At 64.5% G+C, this 15,769-nt stretch carries 16 protein-coding genes; 13 read left to right on the forward strand and 3 right to left on the reverse strand.

Annotated elements, in window-relative coordinates:
- The first annotated feature begins 115 nt into the window (after positions 1–115).
- From ACM0M4_RS10955 to sthA, 11 genes are all read left to right on the forward strand, one after another.
- A complete protein-coding gene (locus ACM0M4_RS10955) occupies positions 116–1,582 on the forward strand; it encodes a glyceraldehyde-3-phosphate dehydrogenase (protein ID WP_010793199.1) in 1,467 nt (488 codons plus the stop codon).
- A gap of 101 nt (positions 1,583–1,683) precedes the next feature.
- Complete coding sequence (locus tag ACM0M4_RS10960; protein WP_003118089.1) at positions 1,684–3,093, forward strand: amino acid permease; 1,410 nt, start codon at positions 1,684–1,686, stop codon at positions 3,091–3,093.
- A gap of 258 nt (positions 3,094–3,351) precedes the next feature.
- Entirely contained in the window at positions 3,352–4,689 is a 1,338-nt protein-coding gene (locus tag ACM0M4_RS10965; RefSeq protein WP_003105177.1) for a Na(+)-translocating NADH-quinone reductase subunit A, read from the forward strand.
- Between the two features lie 3 nt (positions 4,690–4,692).
- Entirely contained in the window at positions 4,693–5,904 is a 1,212-nt protein-coding gene (locus ACM0M4_RS10970) for an NADH:ubiquinone reductase (Na(+)-transporting) subunit B (RefSeq protein ID WP_003109478.1), read from the forward strand.
- Positions 5,897–6,682 carry a Na(+)-translocating NADH-quinone reductase subunit C gene (locus ACM0M4_RS10975; protein WP_003105182.1) on the forward strand — a complete coding sequence of 262 codons (786 nt, stop codon included), beginning with the start codon at positions 5,897–5,899 and terminating at the stop codon, positions 6,680–6,682. The genes ACM0M4_RS10970 and ACM0M4_RS10975 overlap by 8 nt, the downstream gene beginning before the upstream one ends.
- On the forward strand, positions 6,679–7,353 hold the full coding sequence (gene nqrD, locus ACM0M4_RS10980; RefSeq protein WP_003119802.1) for an NADH:ubiquinone reductase (Na(+)-transporting) subunit D: 675 nt from the start codon (positions 6,679–6,681) through the stop codon (positions 7,351–7,353). The genes ACM0M4_RS10975 and nqrD overlap by 4 nt, the downstream gene beginning before the upstream one ends.
- Positions 7,353–7,961: an NADH:ubiquinone reductase (Na(+)-transporting) subunit E gene (nqrE, locus tag ACM0M4_RS10985; RefSeq protein ID WP_003091182.1), complete on the forward strand. Its 609-nt coding sequence runs from the start codon at positions 7,353–7,355 to the stop codon at positions 7,959–7,961. Before nqrD ends, nqrE begins: the two co-directional genes overlap by 1 nt.
- 10 nt (positions 7,962–7,971) lie before the next feature.
- Positions 7,972–9,195: an NADH:ubiquinone reductase (Na(+)-transporting) subunit F gene (gene nqrF, locus ACM0M4_RS10990; RefSeq protein WP_003113984.1), complete on the forward strand. Its 1,224-nt coding sequence runs from the start codon at positions 7,972–7,974 to the stop codon at positions 9,193–9,195.
- Positions 9,188–10,216, forward strand: a complete 1,029-nt coding sequence (locus tag ACM0M4_RS10995) for an FAD:protein FMN transferase (RefSeq protein ID WP_003143661.1) — start codon at positions 9,188–9,190, stop codon at positions 10,214–10,216. Before nqrF ends, ACM0M4_RS10995 begins: the two co-directional genes overlap by 8 nt.
- Positions 10,213–10,440: a (Na+)-NQR maturation NqrM gene (gene nqrM / locus ACM0M4_RS11000; RefSeq protein WP_003091178.1), complete on the forward strand. Its 228-nt coding sequence runs from the start codon at positions 10,213–10,215 to the stop codon at positions 10,438–10,440. The genes ACM0M4_RS10995 and nqrM overlap by 4 nt, the downstream gene beginning before the upstream one ends.
- Before the next feature lie 178 nt (positions 10,441–10,618).
- On the forward strand, positions 10,619–12,013 hold the full coding sequence (gene sthA / locus ACM0M4_RS11005) for a Si-specific NAD(P)(+) transhydrogenase (RefSeq protein ID WP_003091177.1): 1,395 nt from the start codon (positions 10,619–10,621) through the stop codon (positions 12,011–12,013).
- Between the two features lie 42 nt (positions 12,014–12,055).
- Here the strand turns inward: sthA and ACM0M4_RS11010 are convergent, their stop codons facing one another.
- The 3 genes from ACM0M4_RS11010 to ACM0M4_RS11020 are packed head-to-tail and all read right to left on the reverse strand — an operon-like array spanning position 12,056 to position 13,709.
- Positions 12,056–12,778, reverse strand: a complete 723-nt coding sequence (locus ACM0M4_RS11010) for a glycerophosphodiester phosphodiesterase (RefSeq protein WP_003105190.1) — start codon at positions 12,776–12,778, stop codon at positions 12,056–12,058.
- A complete protein-coding gene (locus ACM0M4_RS11015) occupies positions 12,775–13,083 on the reverse strand; it encodes a hypothetical protein (protein WP_054375736.1) in 309 nt (102 codons plus the stop codon). Before ACM0M4_RS11015 ends, ACM0M4_RS11010 begins: the two co-directional genes overlap by 4 nt.
- A gap of 26 nt (positions 13,084–13,109) precedes the next feature.
- On the reverse strand, positions 13,110–13,709 hold the full coding sequence (locus tag ACM0M4_RS11020; RefSeq protein WP_003105196.1) for a PilZ domain-containing protein: 600 nt from the start codon (positions 13,707–13,709) through the stop codon (positions 13,110–13,112).
- Positions 13,710–13,811: 102 nt separating this feature from the next.
- Between ACM0M4_RS11020 and ACM0M4_RS11025 the strand changes: the two genes are divergently transcribed.
- Together ACM0M4_RS11025 and lolD are read left to right on the forward strand one after the other, a co-directional pair.
- Complete coding sequence (locus tag ACM0M4_RS11025) at positions 13,812–15,062, forward strand: lipoprotein-releasing ABC transporter permease subunit (protein WP_003091170.1); 1,251 nt, start codon at positions 13,812–13,814, stop codon at positions 15,060–15,062.
- A complete protein-coding gene (gene lolD / locus ACM0M4_RS11030) occupies positions 15,055–15,738 on the forward strand; it encodes a lipoprotein-releasing ABC transporter ATP-binding protein LolD (protein ID WP_003091168.1) in 684 nt (227 codons plus the stop codon). The genes ACM0M4_RS11025 and lolD overlap by 8 nt, the downstream gene beginning before the upstream one ends.
- Positions 15,739–15,769 lie beyond the last annotated feature (31 nt).

A 15,769-nucleotide genomic window follows, 5' to 3' on the forward strand; every position in this document is an offset into this window, starting at 1 on the left:
ATTTGACCCGCCGGATTGTAACTTTCCCGACTGCTGGATGTCAGTCTTCCGACTGCTGCAGATTGCCGAGCCTGGCCGGCGCGGTCATAATGTAGCCCCTTTTTTCATCCCCTACATGTGGAAGGTATTGCCCGTGACTCAGAAGCCCGACCAGTGTCTCGGTGAATGGATCGATCGTGAAGCCATCGCGGAAGCCATGATCCCGCTGATTGGCCAGCTCTACCGCAATAACAATGTGGTGACCTCGATCCATGGCCGTGGTCTGATCAACCGCTCGGTGATCGCGATCATGAAGGCGCATCGTTTCGCCCGTCATCGCATGGCTGATGACGCCGAGCTGTCGGTTCACGAGACGTTCCCGATCCTCAAGGCGATGAGCGAGCTCAAGCTGGGCGCCGCTTCCGTCGATCTGGGCAAGATGGTCGCCAAGTTCAAGGCAGAAGGTAACGGCCGCAGCATCGAGGACTTCGTCAAGGCCGAGCTGGCCGAGGTGGTCGGCAAGCAGAACGGCGATGCCCGCGAAGGCACCGACGTCGTGCTCTACGGCTTCGGCCGCATCGGCCGCCTGCTGGCGCGCATCCTGATCGAGAAGACCGGCGGCGGCGACGGCCTGCGCCTGCGCGCGATCGTCGTGCGCAAGGGCGCCGAGAACGACCTGGTCAAGCGGGCCAGCCTGCTGCGTCGGGACTCGGTGCACGGTCCGTTCGACGGCACCATCACCATCGACGAAGAAAACAACACGCTGACCGCCAACGGCAACCTGATCCAGGTGATCTACTCCAACGATCCGGCGTCGATCGACTACACCCAGTACGGCATCAAGAACGCCCTGCTGGTCGACAACACCGGCAAGTGGCGCGACGCCGAAGGCCTCGGCCAGCACCTGAAGTGCCCGGGGATCGATCGCGTGGTCCTTACCGCTCCGGGCAAGGGTGCGCTGAAGAACATCGTGCACGGTATCAACCACACCGACATCGGCGCCGACGACAAGATCATCTCGGCCGCCTCCTGCACCACCAACGCCATCGTGCCGGTGCTGAAGGCCGTCAACGACCAGTACGGCATCGTCAACGGTCACGTCGAGACCGTTCACTCGTACACCAACGACCAGAACCTGATCGACAACTTCCACAAGGGCAGTCGTCGTGGCCGCAGCGCGCCGCTGAACATGGTGATCACCGAGACCGGTGCCGCCACCGCCGCGGCCAAGGCCCTGCCGGTGCTGAAAGGCAAGCTGACCGGCAATGCGATCCGTGTGCCGACGCCGAACGTGTCCATGGCGATCCTCAACCTGAACCTGGAAAAGGCCACCACCCGCGAAGAGATCAACGAGTACCTGCGCCAGATGGCCATGCACTCGGACCTGCAGAAGCAGATCGACTTCGTCAGCTCCCAGGAAGTGGTTTCCACCGACTTCGTCGGTTCGCGCCATGCCGGCGTGGTGGACGCCGAGGCGACCATCTGCAACGACAACCGTGTCGTCCTGTACGTGTGGTACGACAACGAGTTCGGCTACAGCTGCCAGGTAGTGCGCGTGATGGAAGACATGGCTGGGGTCAACCCGCCGGCCTTCCCGCGTTGATGCGCAAGGCGTAGAGGAAAACGGGAGCTCTCGGGCTCCCGTTTTTCATTTCTGTGGATAACCAGAACAAGAAACTACTCACTTCGATTTAGGGTTTTTCAATGGATGGTCAACATCTGCACCAGGGCGAGCTGAAGCGTGGCCTGAAGAATCGCCACATCCAGTTGATCGCGCTGGGCGGGGCGATCGGCACCGGGCTGTTCCTCGGCTCGGCGGGCGTCATCAAGACGGCCGGCCCGTCGATGATCCTCGGTTACGCCATTGGCGGCTTCATCGCCTTCCTGATCATGCGCCAGCTCGGCGAGATGATCGTCGAGGAGCCGGTGGCCGGCTCCTTCAGTCACTTCGCACACAAGTACTGGGGCGGATTCGCCGGTTTCCTTTCCGGCTGGAACTACTGGGTGCTGTACATCCTGGTGGGCATGTCGGAGCTGACCGCGGTGGGCAAGTACATCCAGTATTGGTGGCCGGACGTGCCGACCTGGGCGACGGCGGCGGCGTTCTTCGTGCTGATCAACGCGATCAACCTGGCCAACGTGAAAGCCTTCGGCGAGACCGAGTTCTGGTTCGCGATCATCAAGGTAGCGGCGATCGTCGGCATGATCCTGCTCGGTATCTACCTGCTGGTCGGCGGCGGTGGCGGACCGCAAGCCTCGGTGAGCAACCTGTGGGACCGCGGCGGCTTCTTCCCCAACGGTCTCAGCGGCCTGGTGATGACCCTGGCGATCATCATGTTCTCCTTCGGGGGGCTGGAGTTGGTGGGTATCACCGCCGCCGAGGCGTCCGAGCCGCGGAAGGTGATCCCGAAGGCGATCAACCAGGTGATCTACCGGATCCTGATCTTCTATATCGGCGCCCTGGCGGTGCTGCTCTCGCTGTATCCATGGGACCAGTTGGTGGAGACCATCAACGCTTCCGGCGACGACTACAGCGGCAGCCCGTTCGTGCAGATCTTCTCGTTGATCGGCAGCGGCACCGCGGCCAACATCCTCAACTTCGTAGTACTCACCGCGGCATTGTCGGTCTACAACAGCGGCGTCTACTGCAACAGCCGGATGCTCTACGGCCTGGCCGCCCAGGGTGACGCGCCGAAGGTGCTGATGTCGGTGGACCGCCGGGGCGTGCCGGTGCTGTCGATCCTGGTCTCGGCGCTGATCACCTTCCTCTGCGTGATCGTCAACTACGTATTGCCGCACAAGGCGCTGGAGCTGCTGATGTCGCTGGTGGTGGCGGCGCTGGTGATCAACTGGGCGATGATCAGCCTGTCGCACCTGAAGTTCCGCGCGGCGATGAAGCGCCAGGGCGTGGACACCTTCTTCAAGGCGCTCTGGTCGCCGTTCAGCAACTACCTGTGCCTGGCCTTCGTGGTGTTCATCCTTGGCATCATGCTGATGATCCCCGGGATCAACATCTCGGTGTACGCCATTCCATTCTGGCTGCTGCTGATGTGGTTGTGCTACCGGGTCAAGCTGTCGCTGGCGGAAAGGCGCGGGCTCGGCCAGCAGGCCTGAGCCTGCGGGTGGCGCAGGACGGGAGCTTCGGCTCCCGTTTTTCATTTCGCACGGGCATGTTTTTCTGTCGTTTTCTGTTACGCGTTTCAAGACCCGGTGTGCGGCTTGGGTGGCTCCCGGGGAGGTGGCTCTTTATAATCCCGTGGTTACCTTGCGGGGCCATTCATCAATCGTGCCAATTCAGTACGTTGCGCGCGATGATGGTCATTTTCTGACTTGGGCCTCGTCTTTTCTGTCCACGACCACTAGGCACTAGACATGATCAAGATAAAACGTGGCCTGGACCTGCCCATCAGCGGCGCCCCCGAACAGCGCATCGAGGCAGCACGCCCGGTACGCAGCGTGGCGTTGATCGGTTTCGACTACCACGGCATGAAGCCGACCATGGCGGTGCAGGTAGGCGACCGGGTGAAGCTGGGGCAGGCGCTGTTCACCGACAAGAAGAATCCCTCCGTCAGCTATACCGCACCCGGCGCCGGTGTGGTCAGTGCCATCCATCGTGGCGAGAAGCGCGTCCTGCAATCGGTGGTCATCGATCTCGACGGCGACGAGCAACTGGAGTTCGCCCGTTATCCCGCTGACAAACTCGCCACGCTGAGCGCCGAGCAGGTTCGCGACAACCTGTTGCAGTCGGGCCTGTGGACCGCGCTGCGGACCCGGCCGTTCAGCAAGGTGCCCGATCCCGAGTCCAGCCCCAGTTCGATTTTCGTCACTGCCATCGATACCCAGCCGCTGGCCGCCGATCCGCAGGTGGTTATCGCGGAGCAGGGCGAGGCCTTCCAGGCCGGGCTGACGGTGCTCGGGCGCCTGGCCCGGGTATTCCTGTGCAAGGCGGAAGGCGTTTCGCTACCCGGCGAGGCGCTCTCCGGCGTGACCGCGCAAGCATTCTCCGGTCCGCATCCGGCGGGCCTGCCCGGCACCCATATCCACTTCCTTGACCCGGTGGGTGCCGGCAAGAGCGTGTGGAACCTGAACTACCAGGACGTGATCGCCATCGGCAAGCTGTTCACGACCGGGCAATTGTGGACCGAGCGGGTGATCGCCCTGGCCGGTCCGGTGGTGGAAAAGCCGCGTCTGGTGCGCACCCGCTTGGGCGCCAACCTCGACGAACTGGCCGCCGGCCAGTTGCAGCCGGGCAACAACCGGCTGATCTCCGGCTCCGTGCTGGGCGGTCGCACCGCCCATGGCGCCTACGCCTACCTGGGGCGCTACCACCTGCAGTTGTCCTGTCTCAAGGAGGGCGACCAGCGCGAGTTCCTCCACTACCTGCGCGCCGGGGTGGAAAAGCATTCGCTGCTCAACGTGTTCGTCTCCAGGCTGCTCGGCGGCAAGCGCTTCGCCTTCACCACCAGCACCAACGGCAGCCCACGGGCGATGGTGCCGGTAGGTAACTACGAGGCGGTGATGCCGCTGGATATCCTGCCGACTCAACTGCTGCGCTACCTGATCGTCGGCGACACGGAAATGGCCCAGAAGCTCGGCGCCCTGGAACTCGACGAAGAGGACCTGGCGCTGTGCAGCTACGTCTGCGCCGGCAAGTACGAATACGGCCCGATTCTGCGGGACAATCTGGCACGCATCGAGCAGGAGGGCTGAGCCATGGGTTTGCGTAACCTGCTCGACAAGGTCGAGCATCATTTCGAGAAGGGCGGGCGCTACGAGAAGTGGTACCCGCTGTACGAAGCCGTGGACACCTTCCTCTATCGTCCCGGCAGCGTCACCCGCACCACTGCGCACGTGCGCGACGGCATCGACCTGAAGCGCATGATGATCATCGTCTGGCTATGCACCTTCCCGGCGATGTTCTTCGGCATGTACAACGTCGGCCACCAGGCCAACCTGATCTTCGCCCAGAGCCCCGACCTGTTGAGCGCCCAGGATGGCTGGCGCTTCGCCCTGATCGGCGCGCTGGCCGGGTTCGACCCGAACAGCTTGTGGGATTGCCTGGTCCAGGGCGCCGCGTACTTCCTGCCGGTGTACCTGACCACCTTCATCGTCGGCGGTTTCTGGGAGGTGCTGTTCGCCAGCATCCGCCGCCACGAGGTCAACGAAGGCTTCTTCGTCACCTCGGTGCTGTTCGCCCTGACCCTGCCGCCGTCCGTCCCGTTGTGGCAGGTAGCCCTGGGGATCAGCTTCGGCGTGGTGCTGGGCAAGGAAGTGTTCGGCGGCACCGGGAAGAACTTCCTCAATCCGGCACTGGTCGGCCGGGCCTTCCTGTTCTTCGCCTACCCGGCGCAGATGTCCGGCGACGCGGTATGGACCTCGGTGGACGGCTTCGCCGGCGCCACCTCGCTGAGCCTGGCCGCCGCCGGCGGCGTGGACAACATCCTCGGCCACGGCTTGACCTGGATGGATGCCTTCCTCGGCCACATGCAGGGTTCGATGGGCGAGACCAGCACCCTGGCGATCTTCATCGGCGGCGCCGTGCTGCTGCTGACCCGCATCGCCTCCTGGCGCATCGTCGCCGGGGTGATGCTGGGGATGGTCGCCATGAGCTACCTGTTCAACGCCATCGGCTCGGCCAGCAACCCGATGTTCGCCATGCCCTGGTATTGGCACCTGGTCACCGGCGGCTTCGCCTTCGGCATGATCTTCATGGCCACCGACCCGGTCTCGGCGTCCATGACCGATACCGGCAAGTGGCTGTTCGGCGCCCTGATCGGAGTGATGGTCATGCTGATCCGGGTGGTCAACCCGGCGTTCCCGGAAGGCATGATGCTGGCGATCCTGTTCGCCAACCTGTTCGCACCGCTGATCGACCATTTCGTCGTTCAGGCCAACATCAAGCGGAGGCTGGCGCGCAATGGCTAATCAAGAATCCACCACCCGCACACTGCTGGTAGCCCTGGTGGTGTGCCTGGTCAGCTCGGTGTTCGTCGCTGGCGCGGCGGTGGCGCTGAAGCCGACCCAGGCGGAAAACCGCCTGCTCGACAAGCAGCGCAGCATCCTCGCCATCGCTGGTCTCGGCGAGCCGGGCATGTCCGGCAAAGAGGTCAAGGCGCTGTTCGACAGTCGCATCACCGCCAAGGTGGTCGACCTGCAGAGCGGCACCTTCAGCGATGCCCAGGACCCGCTCGGCTACGACCCGCTGAAAGCGGCCAAGGACCCGGCGCTGTCGGATGCGCTGCCCGCCGCCGAGGACATCGCCTCGATCAAGCGCCGCGAGCGCTATACCACGGTCTACCTGGTGGAGACCGACGGCAAGCTCGACACCCTGATCCTGCCGGTGCGCGGCTACGGTCTGTGGTCGACCCTCTACGGCTTCCTGGCGCTCAAGGGCGACCTCAATACGGTCGCCGGCTTCGGCTTCTACCAGCATGGCGAGACCCCCGGTCTCGGCGGCGAGGTCGACAATCCGAAATGGAAGGCGCTGTGGGTCGGCAAGACCCTCTACGACGCCCAGGGCGATCTTGCCGTACAGATCATCAAGGGCTCGGTGGACCCGCAATCGGCGAAGGCGACCCACCAGGTCGACGGCCTGGCCGGCGCCACCCTGACCAGCAAGGGTGTCGACAACCTGCTGCATTTCTGGCTCGGCAAGGACGGTTTCGACGCCTTCCTCGCCAATCTGCGCAAAGGGGAGGCGTGATGGCTGCTCAACCCACGATCCGCGAAGTCCTGTTCAATCCGGTCTTCCAGAACAATCCGATCGGCCTGCAGATCCTCGGGATCTGCTCGGCGCTGGCGGTAACCTCGAACCTGAAGACCGCTACCGTCATGGCCATCGCCCTGACCCTGGTGACCGGCTTCTCCAACCTGTTCATCTCGATGATCCGCCGGCAGATTCCCAGCTCGATCCGGATGATCGTGCAGATGGTGATCATCGCCTCGCTGGTGATCGTCGTCGACCAGGTGCTCAAGGCCTATGCCTATAGCCTGAGCAAGCAGCTCTCGGTGTTCGTCGGGCTGATCATCACCAACTGCATCGTGATGGGCCGCGCCGAAGCCTTCGCCATGGCCAACCCGCCGCTCGTGTCGTTCTTCGACGGCATCGGCAACGGTCTCGGCTACAGCGCCATGCTGCTGGTGCTGGGCTTCGTCCGCGAGCTGTTCGGCGCCGGCAAGCTCTACGGCATCAGCGTGTTGCCGACGGTCAACGATGGCGGCTGGTACCAGCCGAACGGCCTGCTCCTGCTGCCGCCTTCGGCGTTCTTCCTGATCGGCCTGATCATCTGGGCCCTGCGGACCTGGAAGAAAGACCAGGTCGAGGCCCCGACCTACAAGATGGCCCCGCAGGTATCCAGCAAGGAGGCTTACTGATGGAGCACTACATCAGCCTGTTCGTGAAGGCCGTGTTCGTCGAGAACATGGCGCTGGCGTTCTTCCTCGGCATGTGTACCTTCATCGCCATCTCGAAGAAGGTGGAGACCGCCATCGGCCTGGGTATCGCGGTGATCGTGGTGCAGACCATCACCGTGCCGGCCAACAACCTGATCTACACCTACCTGCTCAAGGACGGCGCGCTGGCCTGGGCCGGGCTGCCCGAGGTGGACCTGAGTTTCCTCGGCCTGCTCAGCTACATCGGGGTGATCGCCGCCATCGTGCAGATCCTCGAGATGCTCCTCGACAAGTACGTACCCAGCCTCTACAACGCGCTGGGCGTGTTCCTGCCGCTGATCACGGTGAACTGCGCGATCATGGCCGGCTCGCTGTTCATGGTCGAGCGCGACTACAACCTTGCCGAGAGCACGGTGTACGGCGTCGGCTCGGGCTTTTCCTGGGCGCTGGCGATCGCCGCGCTGGCGGGTATCCGCGAGAAGCTCAAGTACAGCGACGTCCCCGAGGGCCTGCAGGGCCTGGGGATCACCTTCATCACCATCGGCCTGATGTCGTTGGGCTTCATGTCGTTCTCCGGCGTGCAGTTGTAAGGAGAGGCCCGTGATCGGATTCGAGATTTTCCTGGCCATCGGCATGTTCACCGCCATCGTCCTGGGCCTGGTGGCGATCATCCTGGTCGCCCGCGCCAAGCTGGTGTCGAGTGGCGACGTGACCATCCAGATCAACGGCGAGCACAGCCTGACCGTGCCGGCCGGCGGCAAGCTGCTGCAAACCCTGGCGGCGAACAACGTGTTCCTGTCTTCCGCCTGCGGCGGCGGCGGCACCTGCGCGCAGTGCAAATGCGTGGTGGTCGAGGGCGGCGGCGAGATGCTGCCCACCGAGGAGTCGCACTTCACCCGGCGCCAGGCGAAGGAAGGCTGGCGCCTGTCGTGCCAGACGCCGGTCAAGCAGGATATGCAGATCCGCGTGCCTGAAGAGGTCTTCGGGGTGAAGAAATGGGAGTGCACGGTGGAGTCCAACCCCAACGTCGCCACCTTCATCAAGGAACTCACCCTGCGCCTGCCGGACGGCGAGAGCGTGGACTTTCGTGCCGGCGGCTACGTGCAGCTGGAATGCCCGCCGCACGTGGTCGAGTACAAGGACTTCGATATCCAGCCGGAATATCGCGGCGACTGGGACAAGTTCAACATGTGGCGCTACGTGTCGAAGGTCGACGAGACGGTGATCCGCGCCTACTCGATGGCCAACTACCCGGAAGAGAAGGGCGTGGTCAAGTTCAACATCCGCATCGCCTCGCCGCCGCCGGGCAGCGACCTGCCGCCGGGGCAGATGTCGTCCTGGGTGTTCAACCTCAAGCCGGGCGACAAGGTCACCGTGTACGGGCCGTTCGGCGAGTTCTTCGCCAAGGACACCGAGGCCGAGATGGTCTTCATCGGCGGCGGCGCCGGCATGGCGCCGATGCGTTCGCACATCTTCGACCAGTTGCGCCGGCTCAAGTCGAACCGCAAGATCAGCTTCTGGTACGGCGCGCGCTCGCTGCGCGAGGCCTTCTATACCGAGGAGTACGACCAGCTGCAGGCGGAGAACCCCAACTTCCAGTGGCACCTGGCGCTGTCCGACCCGCAGCCGGAGGACAACTGGACCGGCCTGACCGGTTTCATCCACAACGTGCTGTTCGAGAACTACCTGAAGGACCACCCGGCGCCCGAGGACTGCGAGTTCTACATGTGTGGCCCGCCGATGATGAATGCCGCGGTGATCAAGATGCTCACCGACCTGGGCGTGGAGCGCGAGAATATCCTGCTGGACGATTTCGGTGGCTGAGCGTTTCCGTCCGCTTGCCATGGCCGGACTGGCAGCGCTGGCGCTGGTCCTGGCCGGTTGCGGCGACACCCTGGAAAGCTTCGGCGGCCCGACCATGGGCAGCACCTATTCGATCAAGTACGTGCGCGGCGCCTCGGCGCCCGACGTCCAGACGGCGAAAGCCGCGGTGGAGGCGATCCTCGCCGAGGTCGACCGGCAGATGTCCACCTACCGCGACGACTCCCTGGTCTCGCGTTTCAATGCGCTGCCGGCGCAGTCCTGCATGGAGCTGCCGCCACCGATGCTGGAGTTGCTGCGCTACGGCGGCGAGCTGTCGGAGCAGAGCCAGGGCGCCTTCGACATGACCGTCGAGCCGCTGATGAACCTCTGGGGTTTCGGTCCGCAGGCGCGGGTGGAGAAGGTTCCCAGCGCCGAGCAGATCGCCGCGGCGCGCCGTGACGTCGGCCATCGACACCTGCGCATCGACGGCCAGCGCCTGTGCAAGGACGCCGCCGTACAGCTGGACTTCGACAGCATCGCCGCTGGCTATACGGTGGACGCGGTAGGCGAACGCCTGAAGGAGCTTGGCGTGCGCAGCTACCTGGCGGAAATCACCGGCGAGTTGAAAGCCGAAGGGCGCAAGCCGGACGGCACGCCCTGGCGCATCGCTATCGAAGCGCCGCGCGAGGGCCAGCGGGTCGCCCAGCAGGTACTGGCGCTGGACGGCTACGGCGTCTCGACCTCGGGCGATTACCGCAACTATTTCGAAGAGAACGGCCAGCGCTATTCGCACACCTTCGACCCGCGCACCGGCGCGCCGATCGACCATCACCTGGCTTCGGTCACGGTGATCGATCCGTCGACGCGCAACGCCGACGGCCTGTCGACCCTGCTGATGGTGCTCGGTCCGGAGGAGGGCTACCGTTTCGCCGAGAAGCACCGACTGGCGGCGCTGTTCGTCAGTCGCCAGGGCAACGGTTTCGACAGCCGCACCACGCCACGCTACGAGCAACTGTTCGGCAACCAAGGAGAACGTCCATGACCTGGCTACTGGTCTTCGTCATCATGCTGCTGGTGGTCTTCGGCATGTCCATCGGCGTCATCATGGGCCGCAAGCCGATCGCCGGTTCCTGCGGCGGCATCGCCAACCTGGGGATCGAGAAGGAATGCTCGATCTGCGGCGGCGACCGGCAGAAATGCGAGGAAGCCAACCGCGACGAATCTGTAGTGCCCGGAAAACTCGCCTACGACGCGACCAAACGCTAATGTGCGACATTTCGCACAGGGCGTAACATATGCCCGCCTCGAGGTCGGACCGAGCCTTGCCCGGCGAATGCCGTCGTTCGCACCGACCCGATGATCGAATCGATCCGCCGCGCACATGTTGTGCAGCGGCTTTGCCGGAGGCGCCAGTGGGCGCCTCGGCCTGTTCTGAGGAGTACGCATGGCTGTCTACAACTACGACGTGGTGATTTTGGGCACGGGTCCGGCGGGCGAAGGGGCGGCGATGAACGCCTCCAAGTACGGACGCAAGCTGGCGGTAGTCGACAGCCGTCGCGTGGTCGGAGGCAACTGCACGCACCTCGGCACCATTCCTTCCAAGGCCCTGCGCCACTCGGTGAAGCAGATCATCGAGTTCAACACCAACCCGATGTTCCGCCAGATCGGCGAGCCGCGCTGGTTCTCCTTCCCCGACGTGCTGAAGAGCGCCGACCGGGTGATCTCCAAGCAGGTCGCTTCGCGTACCGGCTACTACGCGCGCAATCGCATCGACATGTTCACCGGCACCGCCAGCTTCGTCGACGAACGCACCGTCGAAGTGGTGACGCCGAGCGGCGCGGTGGAGCGCCTGGTCGCCGACCAGTTCGTGATCGCCACCGGCTCGCGCCCGTATCGTCCTTCGGACATCAATTTCAACCACCCGCGGGTCTACGACAGCGACACCATCCTGTCCCTGAGCCACACCCCGCGCCGGCTGATCATCTACGGAGCCGGGGTGATCGGCTGCGAATACGCGTCGATCTTCAGCGGCCTGGGCGTGCTGGTGGACCTGATCGATACGCGCGACCAGTTGCTCAGCTTCCTCGATGACGAGATTTCCGATGCGCTGAGCTACCACCTGCGCAACAACAACGTGCTGATCCGCCACAACGAGGAGTACGAGCGCGTCGAGGGGCTGGACAACGGTGTCATCCTGCACCTGAAGTCGGGCAAGAAGATCAAGGCGGACGCGCTGCTCTGGTGCAACGGCCGGACCGGCAACACCGACAAGCTCGGCCTGGAGAACGTCGGCATCAAGGTCAACAGCCGTGGCCAGATCGAGGTGGACGAGAACTACCGCACTTCGGTGAGCAACATCTTCGCCGCCGGCGACGTGATCGGCTGGCCGAGCCTGGCCAGCGCTGCCTACGACCAGGGCCGCTCGGCCGCCGGCAACATCGTCGAGAGCGACAGCTGGCGCTTCGTCAACGATGTGCCGACCGGCATCTACACCATTCCGGAGATCAGCTCGATCGGCAAGAACGAAAGCGAACTGACCGCGGCGAAGATTCCCTACGAAGTGGGCAAGGCGTTCTTCAAGGGCATGGCCCGGGCGCAGATTTCCAACGAGCCGGTGGGCATGCTGAAGATCCTGTTCCATCGCGAGACCCTGGAGATCCTCGGCGTGCACTGCTTCGGCGACCAGGCTTCGGAAATCGTCCATATCGGTCAGGCGATCATGAACCAGCCGGGCGAGCTGAATACCCTGAAGTACTTCGTCAACACCACCTTCAACTACCCGACCATGGCGGAAGCCTATCGGGTAGCGGCGTTCGACGGCCTCAACCGGCTTTTTTGAAGGACTCCGGCCGGCGGCCTGAGCCGGCCGGAGGGGATGTGCTCAGCGATTCCCGAGGGTGGCGCTGGCCAAACCGGGAAAGTCTGTGATCAGGCTGTCCACGCCGAAGTCGGCGAGCCGGCGCATCAGCGCCGGTTCGTTGACCGTCCACACCGAGACGTGAAGCCCCTGGCGCTGGGCCTTGAGCAGGCGTTCCGGGGTGCATAGGGTCCAGTTCAGGGCGAGCAGGGCACAGCCATAGTGCTGGGCGACCTTCAGCGGGTCGAGCCAGGCGTATTCGGCGACCAGCCCGCGCGACAGCTCTGGGGTCAGTTCGTTGAGGGCCTTGAGCACGGTCCGCGAACCGCTGGTGACGGTGACCTTGTCGCGGTTGCCGAAGCGCTCGGTCAGCTCCCTGATCCGCGTTACCGTCCGCGCCGCGCGTTCGCGCGAGGCGCTCTTCACTTCCAGCTGCCAGTGCTCGAACGGGCACTTCTCGAACAGCTCCTCCAGCCGCGGGATCGGCGTCGGCCGTACCCAGCCGGGGCCGCCCTTGCGCGCGTCGTAGGTGACCAGGGTGGCCGCGTCGTGTTCGGCGACCTTGCCGCGGCGGCCGGTGGTGCGCTTCAGGGTCGGGTCGTGGATCACCATCAGTTCGCCGTCGCGGGACAGGTGCAGGTCCAGTTCGCAACGGTTGACGCCATGCTCCAGGCAGCGCTGGAAGCTGGCCAGGGTGTTTTCCGGCGCTTCGCCCTTGGCGCCGCGATGTCCATAGATGAGAGTCACTGTGGCTCCTTGTTCGAGGGTTGCGCGGGATTCCGCGGCCGATGATGGCGAACGCTGTCGAGCACCCGGCCGCTTTCGAAATATACCGAGAAGTCGCGGTAATCCCAGCGCACGATGGGCGGCTGGCCGACCGCGGGATGTTCCTCGTCGGCCAGGCCGAAGCGTTGCAGCACGGCTTCGCGGCTTTCGCCGTGCGCGGGCAGGGCGACCCGGGTATCGCCCTGGGCGCCCAGCGGAATGCTCAGGGTGTCGGCGAGCAGCGGCGGGGCGAGGAGGAGGGAGCACAGCAGTAGCGAACGGAGCATCGGCACATCTCAGGTCGAAGAAGGTTTCAGGTCGAAGAAGGTTGGCCCGGCTCGCCGAGCGGGCCCTGTCCGGCCCGTGCCAGGCGGCGCTGCTGGGCCTGCTTCTGGAGGATATGCCGGGCCAGCAACTGGCGCTGTGCGTCGCTCAACGCTTCGAACTCGGTGCCGATCTCGAATTCGTCGTCGTGTGGCTGGGCGTGGATTACCCGGGCCCGCAGTTCGAGGCCGAACCCCTGCGGCAACAGGACCATGCGCAGGACGAGCAACTGGCCGACCGGCAATGCGCGGTCGTGGCGGAAGCTGACTCCCCCCTCGGACAGGCTGACCTTGCGCGGTTCGCCGATCTCCTTGAGCAGGCTCTGCACCATGACCTGGCCAAGCAGGTCGATGCGCTTGTTCATCACCTTCAGGTAGTTGGCCAGCGTGCGGTCGCGTTCGCTGATGTGGCGCAGAAGGTGCTGCGACTCGTAATCCATCAGGTGGAGGTCGCTGAGCAGGCTGAACAGGGTGGCCCCCGGCTCGCTCTCCAGGCCGTCTTCGACGGCCCCGGCAGGGCGAAATTCCAGTGCGAGGGTATCTTCGATACGGTAGTATTCGCGGCGGTCATCCGCGTCACGAGTGGACATGGCGAACCCACGGCGGCAGTGATGGTCAGAGTGTAAGGCCGCCGGCGATGCCTCGCCACTTCGCCATCCCGACGCATCCATTTTCTGCCAGCTAAGGGCGACATGTTCAGACCCCTGTCCGTTTTCATCGGCACGCGCTATACGCGGGCCAAACGTCGCAGCCATTTCGTCTCCTTCATTTCGCTGACCTCGATGATCGGCCTGGCACTGGGCGTGCTGGTGATGATCGTGGTGCTCTCGGTGATGAACGGCTTCGATCGCGAAATGCGTACCCGCATCCTCGGCATGGTGCCGCAGGCCACCGTCGAGTCGTACCAGCCCATCGATGACTGGCGCGCCCTGGCCGAGAAGGTCAAGGCCCACGAGCATGTCACCGCGGTAGCGCCGTTCACCCAGATGCAGGGCATGCTCAGCGCCAATGGCGCGGTGCAGACGGTGATGGTCGATGCGGTCGATCCGCTGGAAGAGGCCAAGGTCTCGATCATTCCCGATTTCTTCAAGCAGGGCTCGCTGGCGGAACTCAAGGCCGGCGGCTTCGGCATCGTCATCGGCCAACTGGCGGCGCAGAAGCTCGGCGTCGGCATCGGCGACAAGGTCACCCTGATCCTCCCCGAGGTGGCGGTCACCCCGGCCGGGGTATTCCCGCGGATGAAGCGTTTCACCGTGGTCGGCACCTTCCGCGTCGGCGCCGGCGAACTGGATGGCGGCCTGTCGCTGATCCACCTGGAAGACGCCGCGCGCCTGCAGCGCTGGAAGACCAACCAGGTACAGGGGCTGCGCCTGAAGCTCGACGACCTGTTCCAGGCGCCGCGGGTGGCCTGGGAGATCGCCCGGACCCTGACCGACAATGACTTCTACGCCCGCGACTGGACGCGCAGCCACGGCAACCTGTACCAGGCCATCCGCATGGAAAAGACCATGATCGGCCTGTTGCTGCTGCTGATCGTCGCGGTCGCCGCGTTCAACATCATTTCCACCCTGGTGATGGTGGTCACCGACAAGAAGTCGGACATCGCCATCCTTCGTACCCTCGGCGCCACGCCGGGGCAGATCATGGCTACCTTCATGGTCCAGGGCACGGTGATCGGGGTGATCGGCACGCTGGTCGGCGGGGTCCTCGGGGTGGTCGCGGCGCTCAACGTCAGCGCCTGGATTTCCGCCCTGGAAAAGCTGCTGGGCCACCAGTTCCTCGCGTCCGACGTGTACTTCATCGATTACCTGCCGTCGCAACTGATGCTCGACGATGTCGTGCTGGTCTGCGGCGCGGCCCTGGTCCTCAGCTTCTTCGCCACTTTGTATCCAGCCTGGCGTGCGGCGCGCACCCAGCCTGCGGAGGCTTTGCGTTATGAATGACAAGTCGGTGCTGAGTTGCCGCAACCTGAGCAAGAGCTACGACGAGGGGCCGCAATCGGTGCAGGTGCTGTCCGGCGTCGAGTTGAACCTGCTGCCTGGGGAGCGGGTGGCTATCGTCGGCAGCTCCGGTTCGGGCAAGAGCACCTTGCTGAACATGCTCGGCGGCCTGGACACGCCCTCCGCCGGCAGCGTCTGGCTCGCCGGCGAGGAACTCTCGGCGCTGAACGAGACGGCCCGCGGGCTGCTGCGCAACCGCGCGCTGGGCTTCGTCTACCAGTTCCACCACCTGTTGCCGGAGTTCACCGCCCTGGAGAACGTCTGCATGCCGCTGTTGATCGGCCGCACGCCGATCGCGGAAGCCCGCCAGCGGGCGGCCGAGCTGCTGGAGCGGGTCGGGCTGGGTCATCGCCTGTCGCACAAGCCGGCCGAGCTGTCCGGCGGCGAGCGCCAGCGGGTGGCGATCGCCCGCGCGCTGGTCAACCGTCCGCAGCTGGTACTGCTCGACGAGCCCACCGGCAACCTTGACCAGCATACCGCCCAGGGTATCCAGGAGCTGATGCTGGAACTGAGCCGTTCGTTGCAGACCTCGTTCCTGGTGGTAACCCACGATCTCCAGCTGGCCGGGCACATGGATCGCATCCTGCGCCTGGAAGAAGGCCGACTGATCGCCGCGTAGCGGGGCGACGGCGTGCCCGCCGTCCGCTCCC

Origin of the sequence: Pseudomonas sp. 18-147 (genome assembly GCF_051048045.1) — a bacterium.
Lineage (GTDB): Bacteria > Pseudomonadota > Gammaproteobacteria > Pseudomonadales > Pseudomonadaceae > Pseudomonas > Pseudomonas aeruginosa.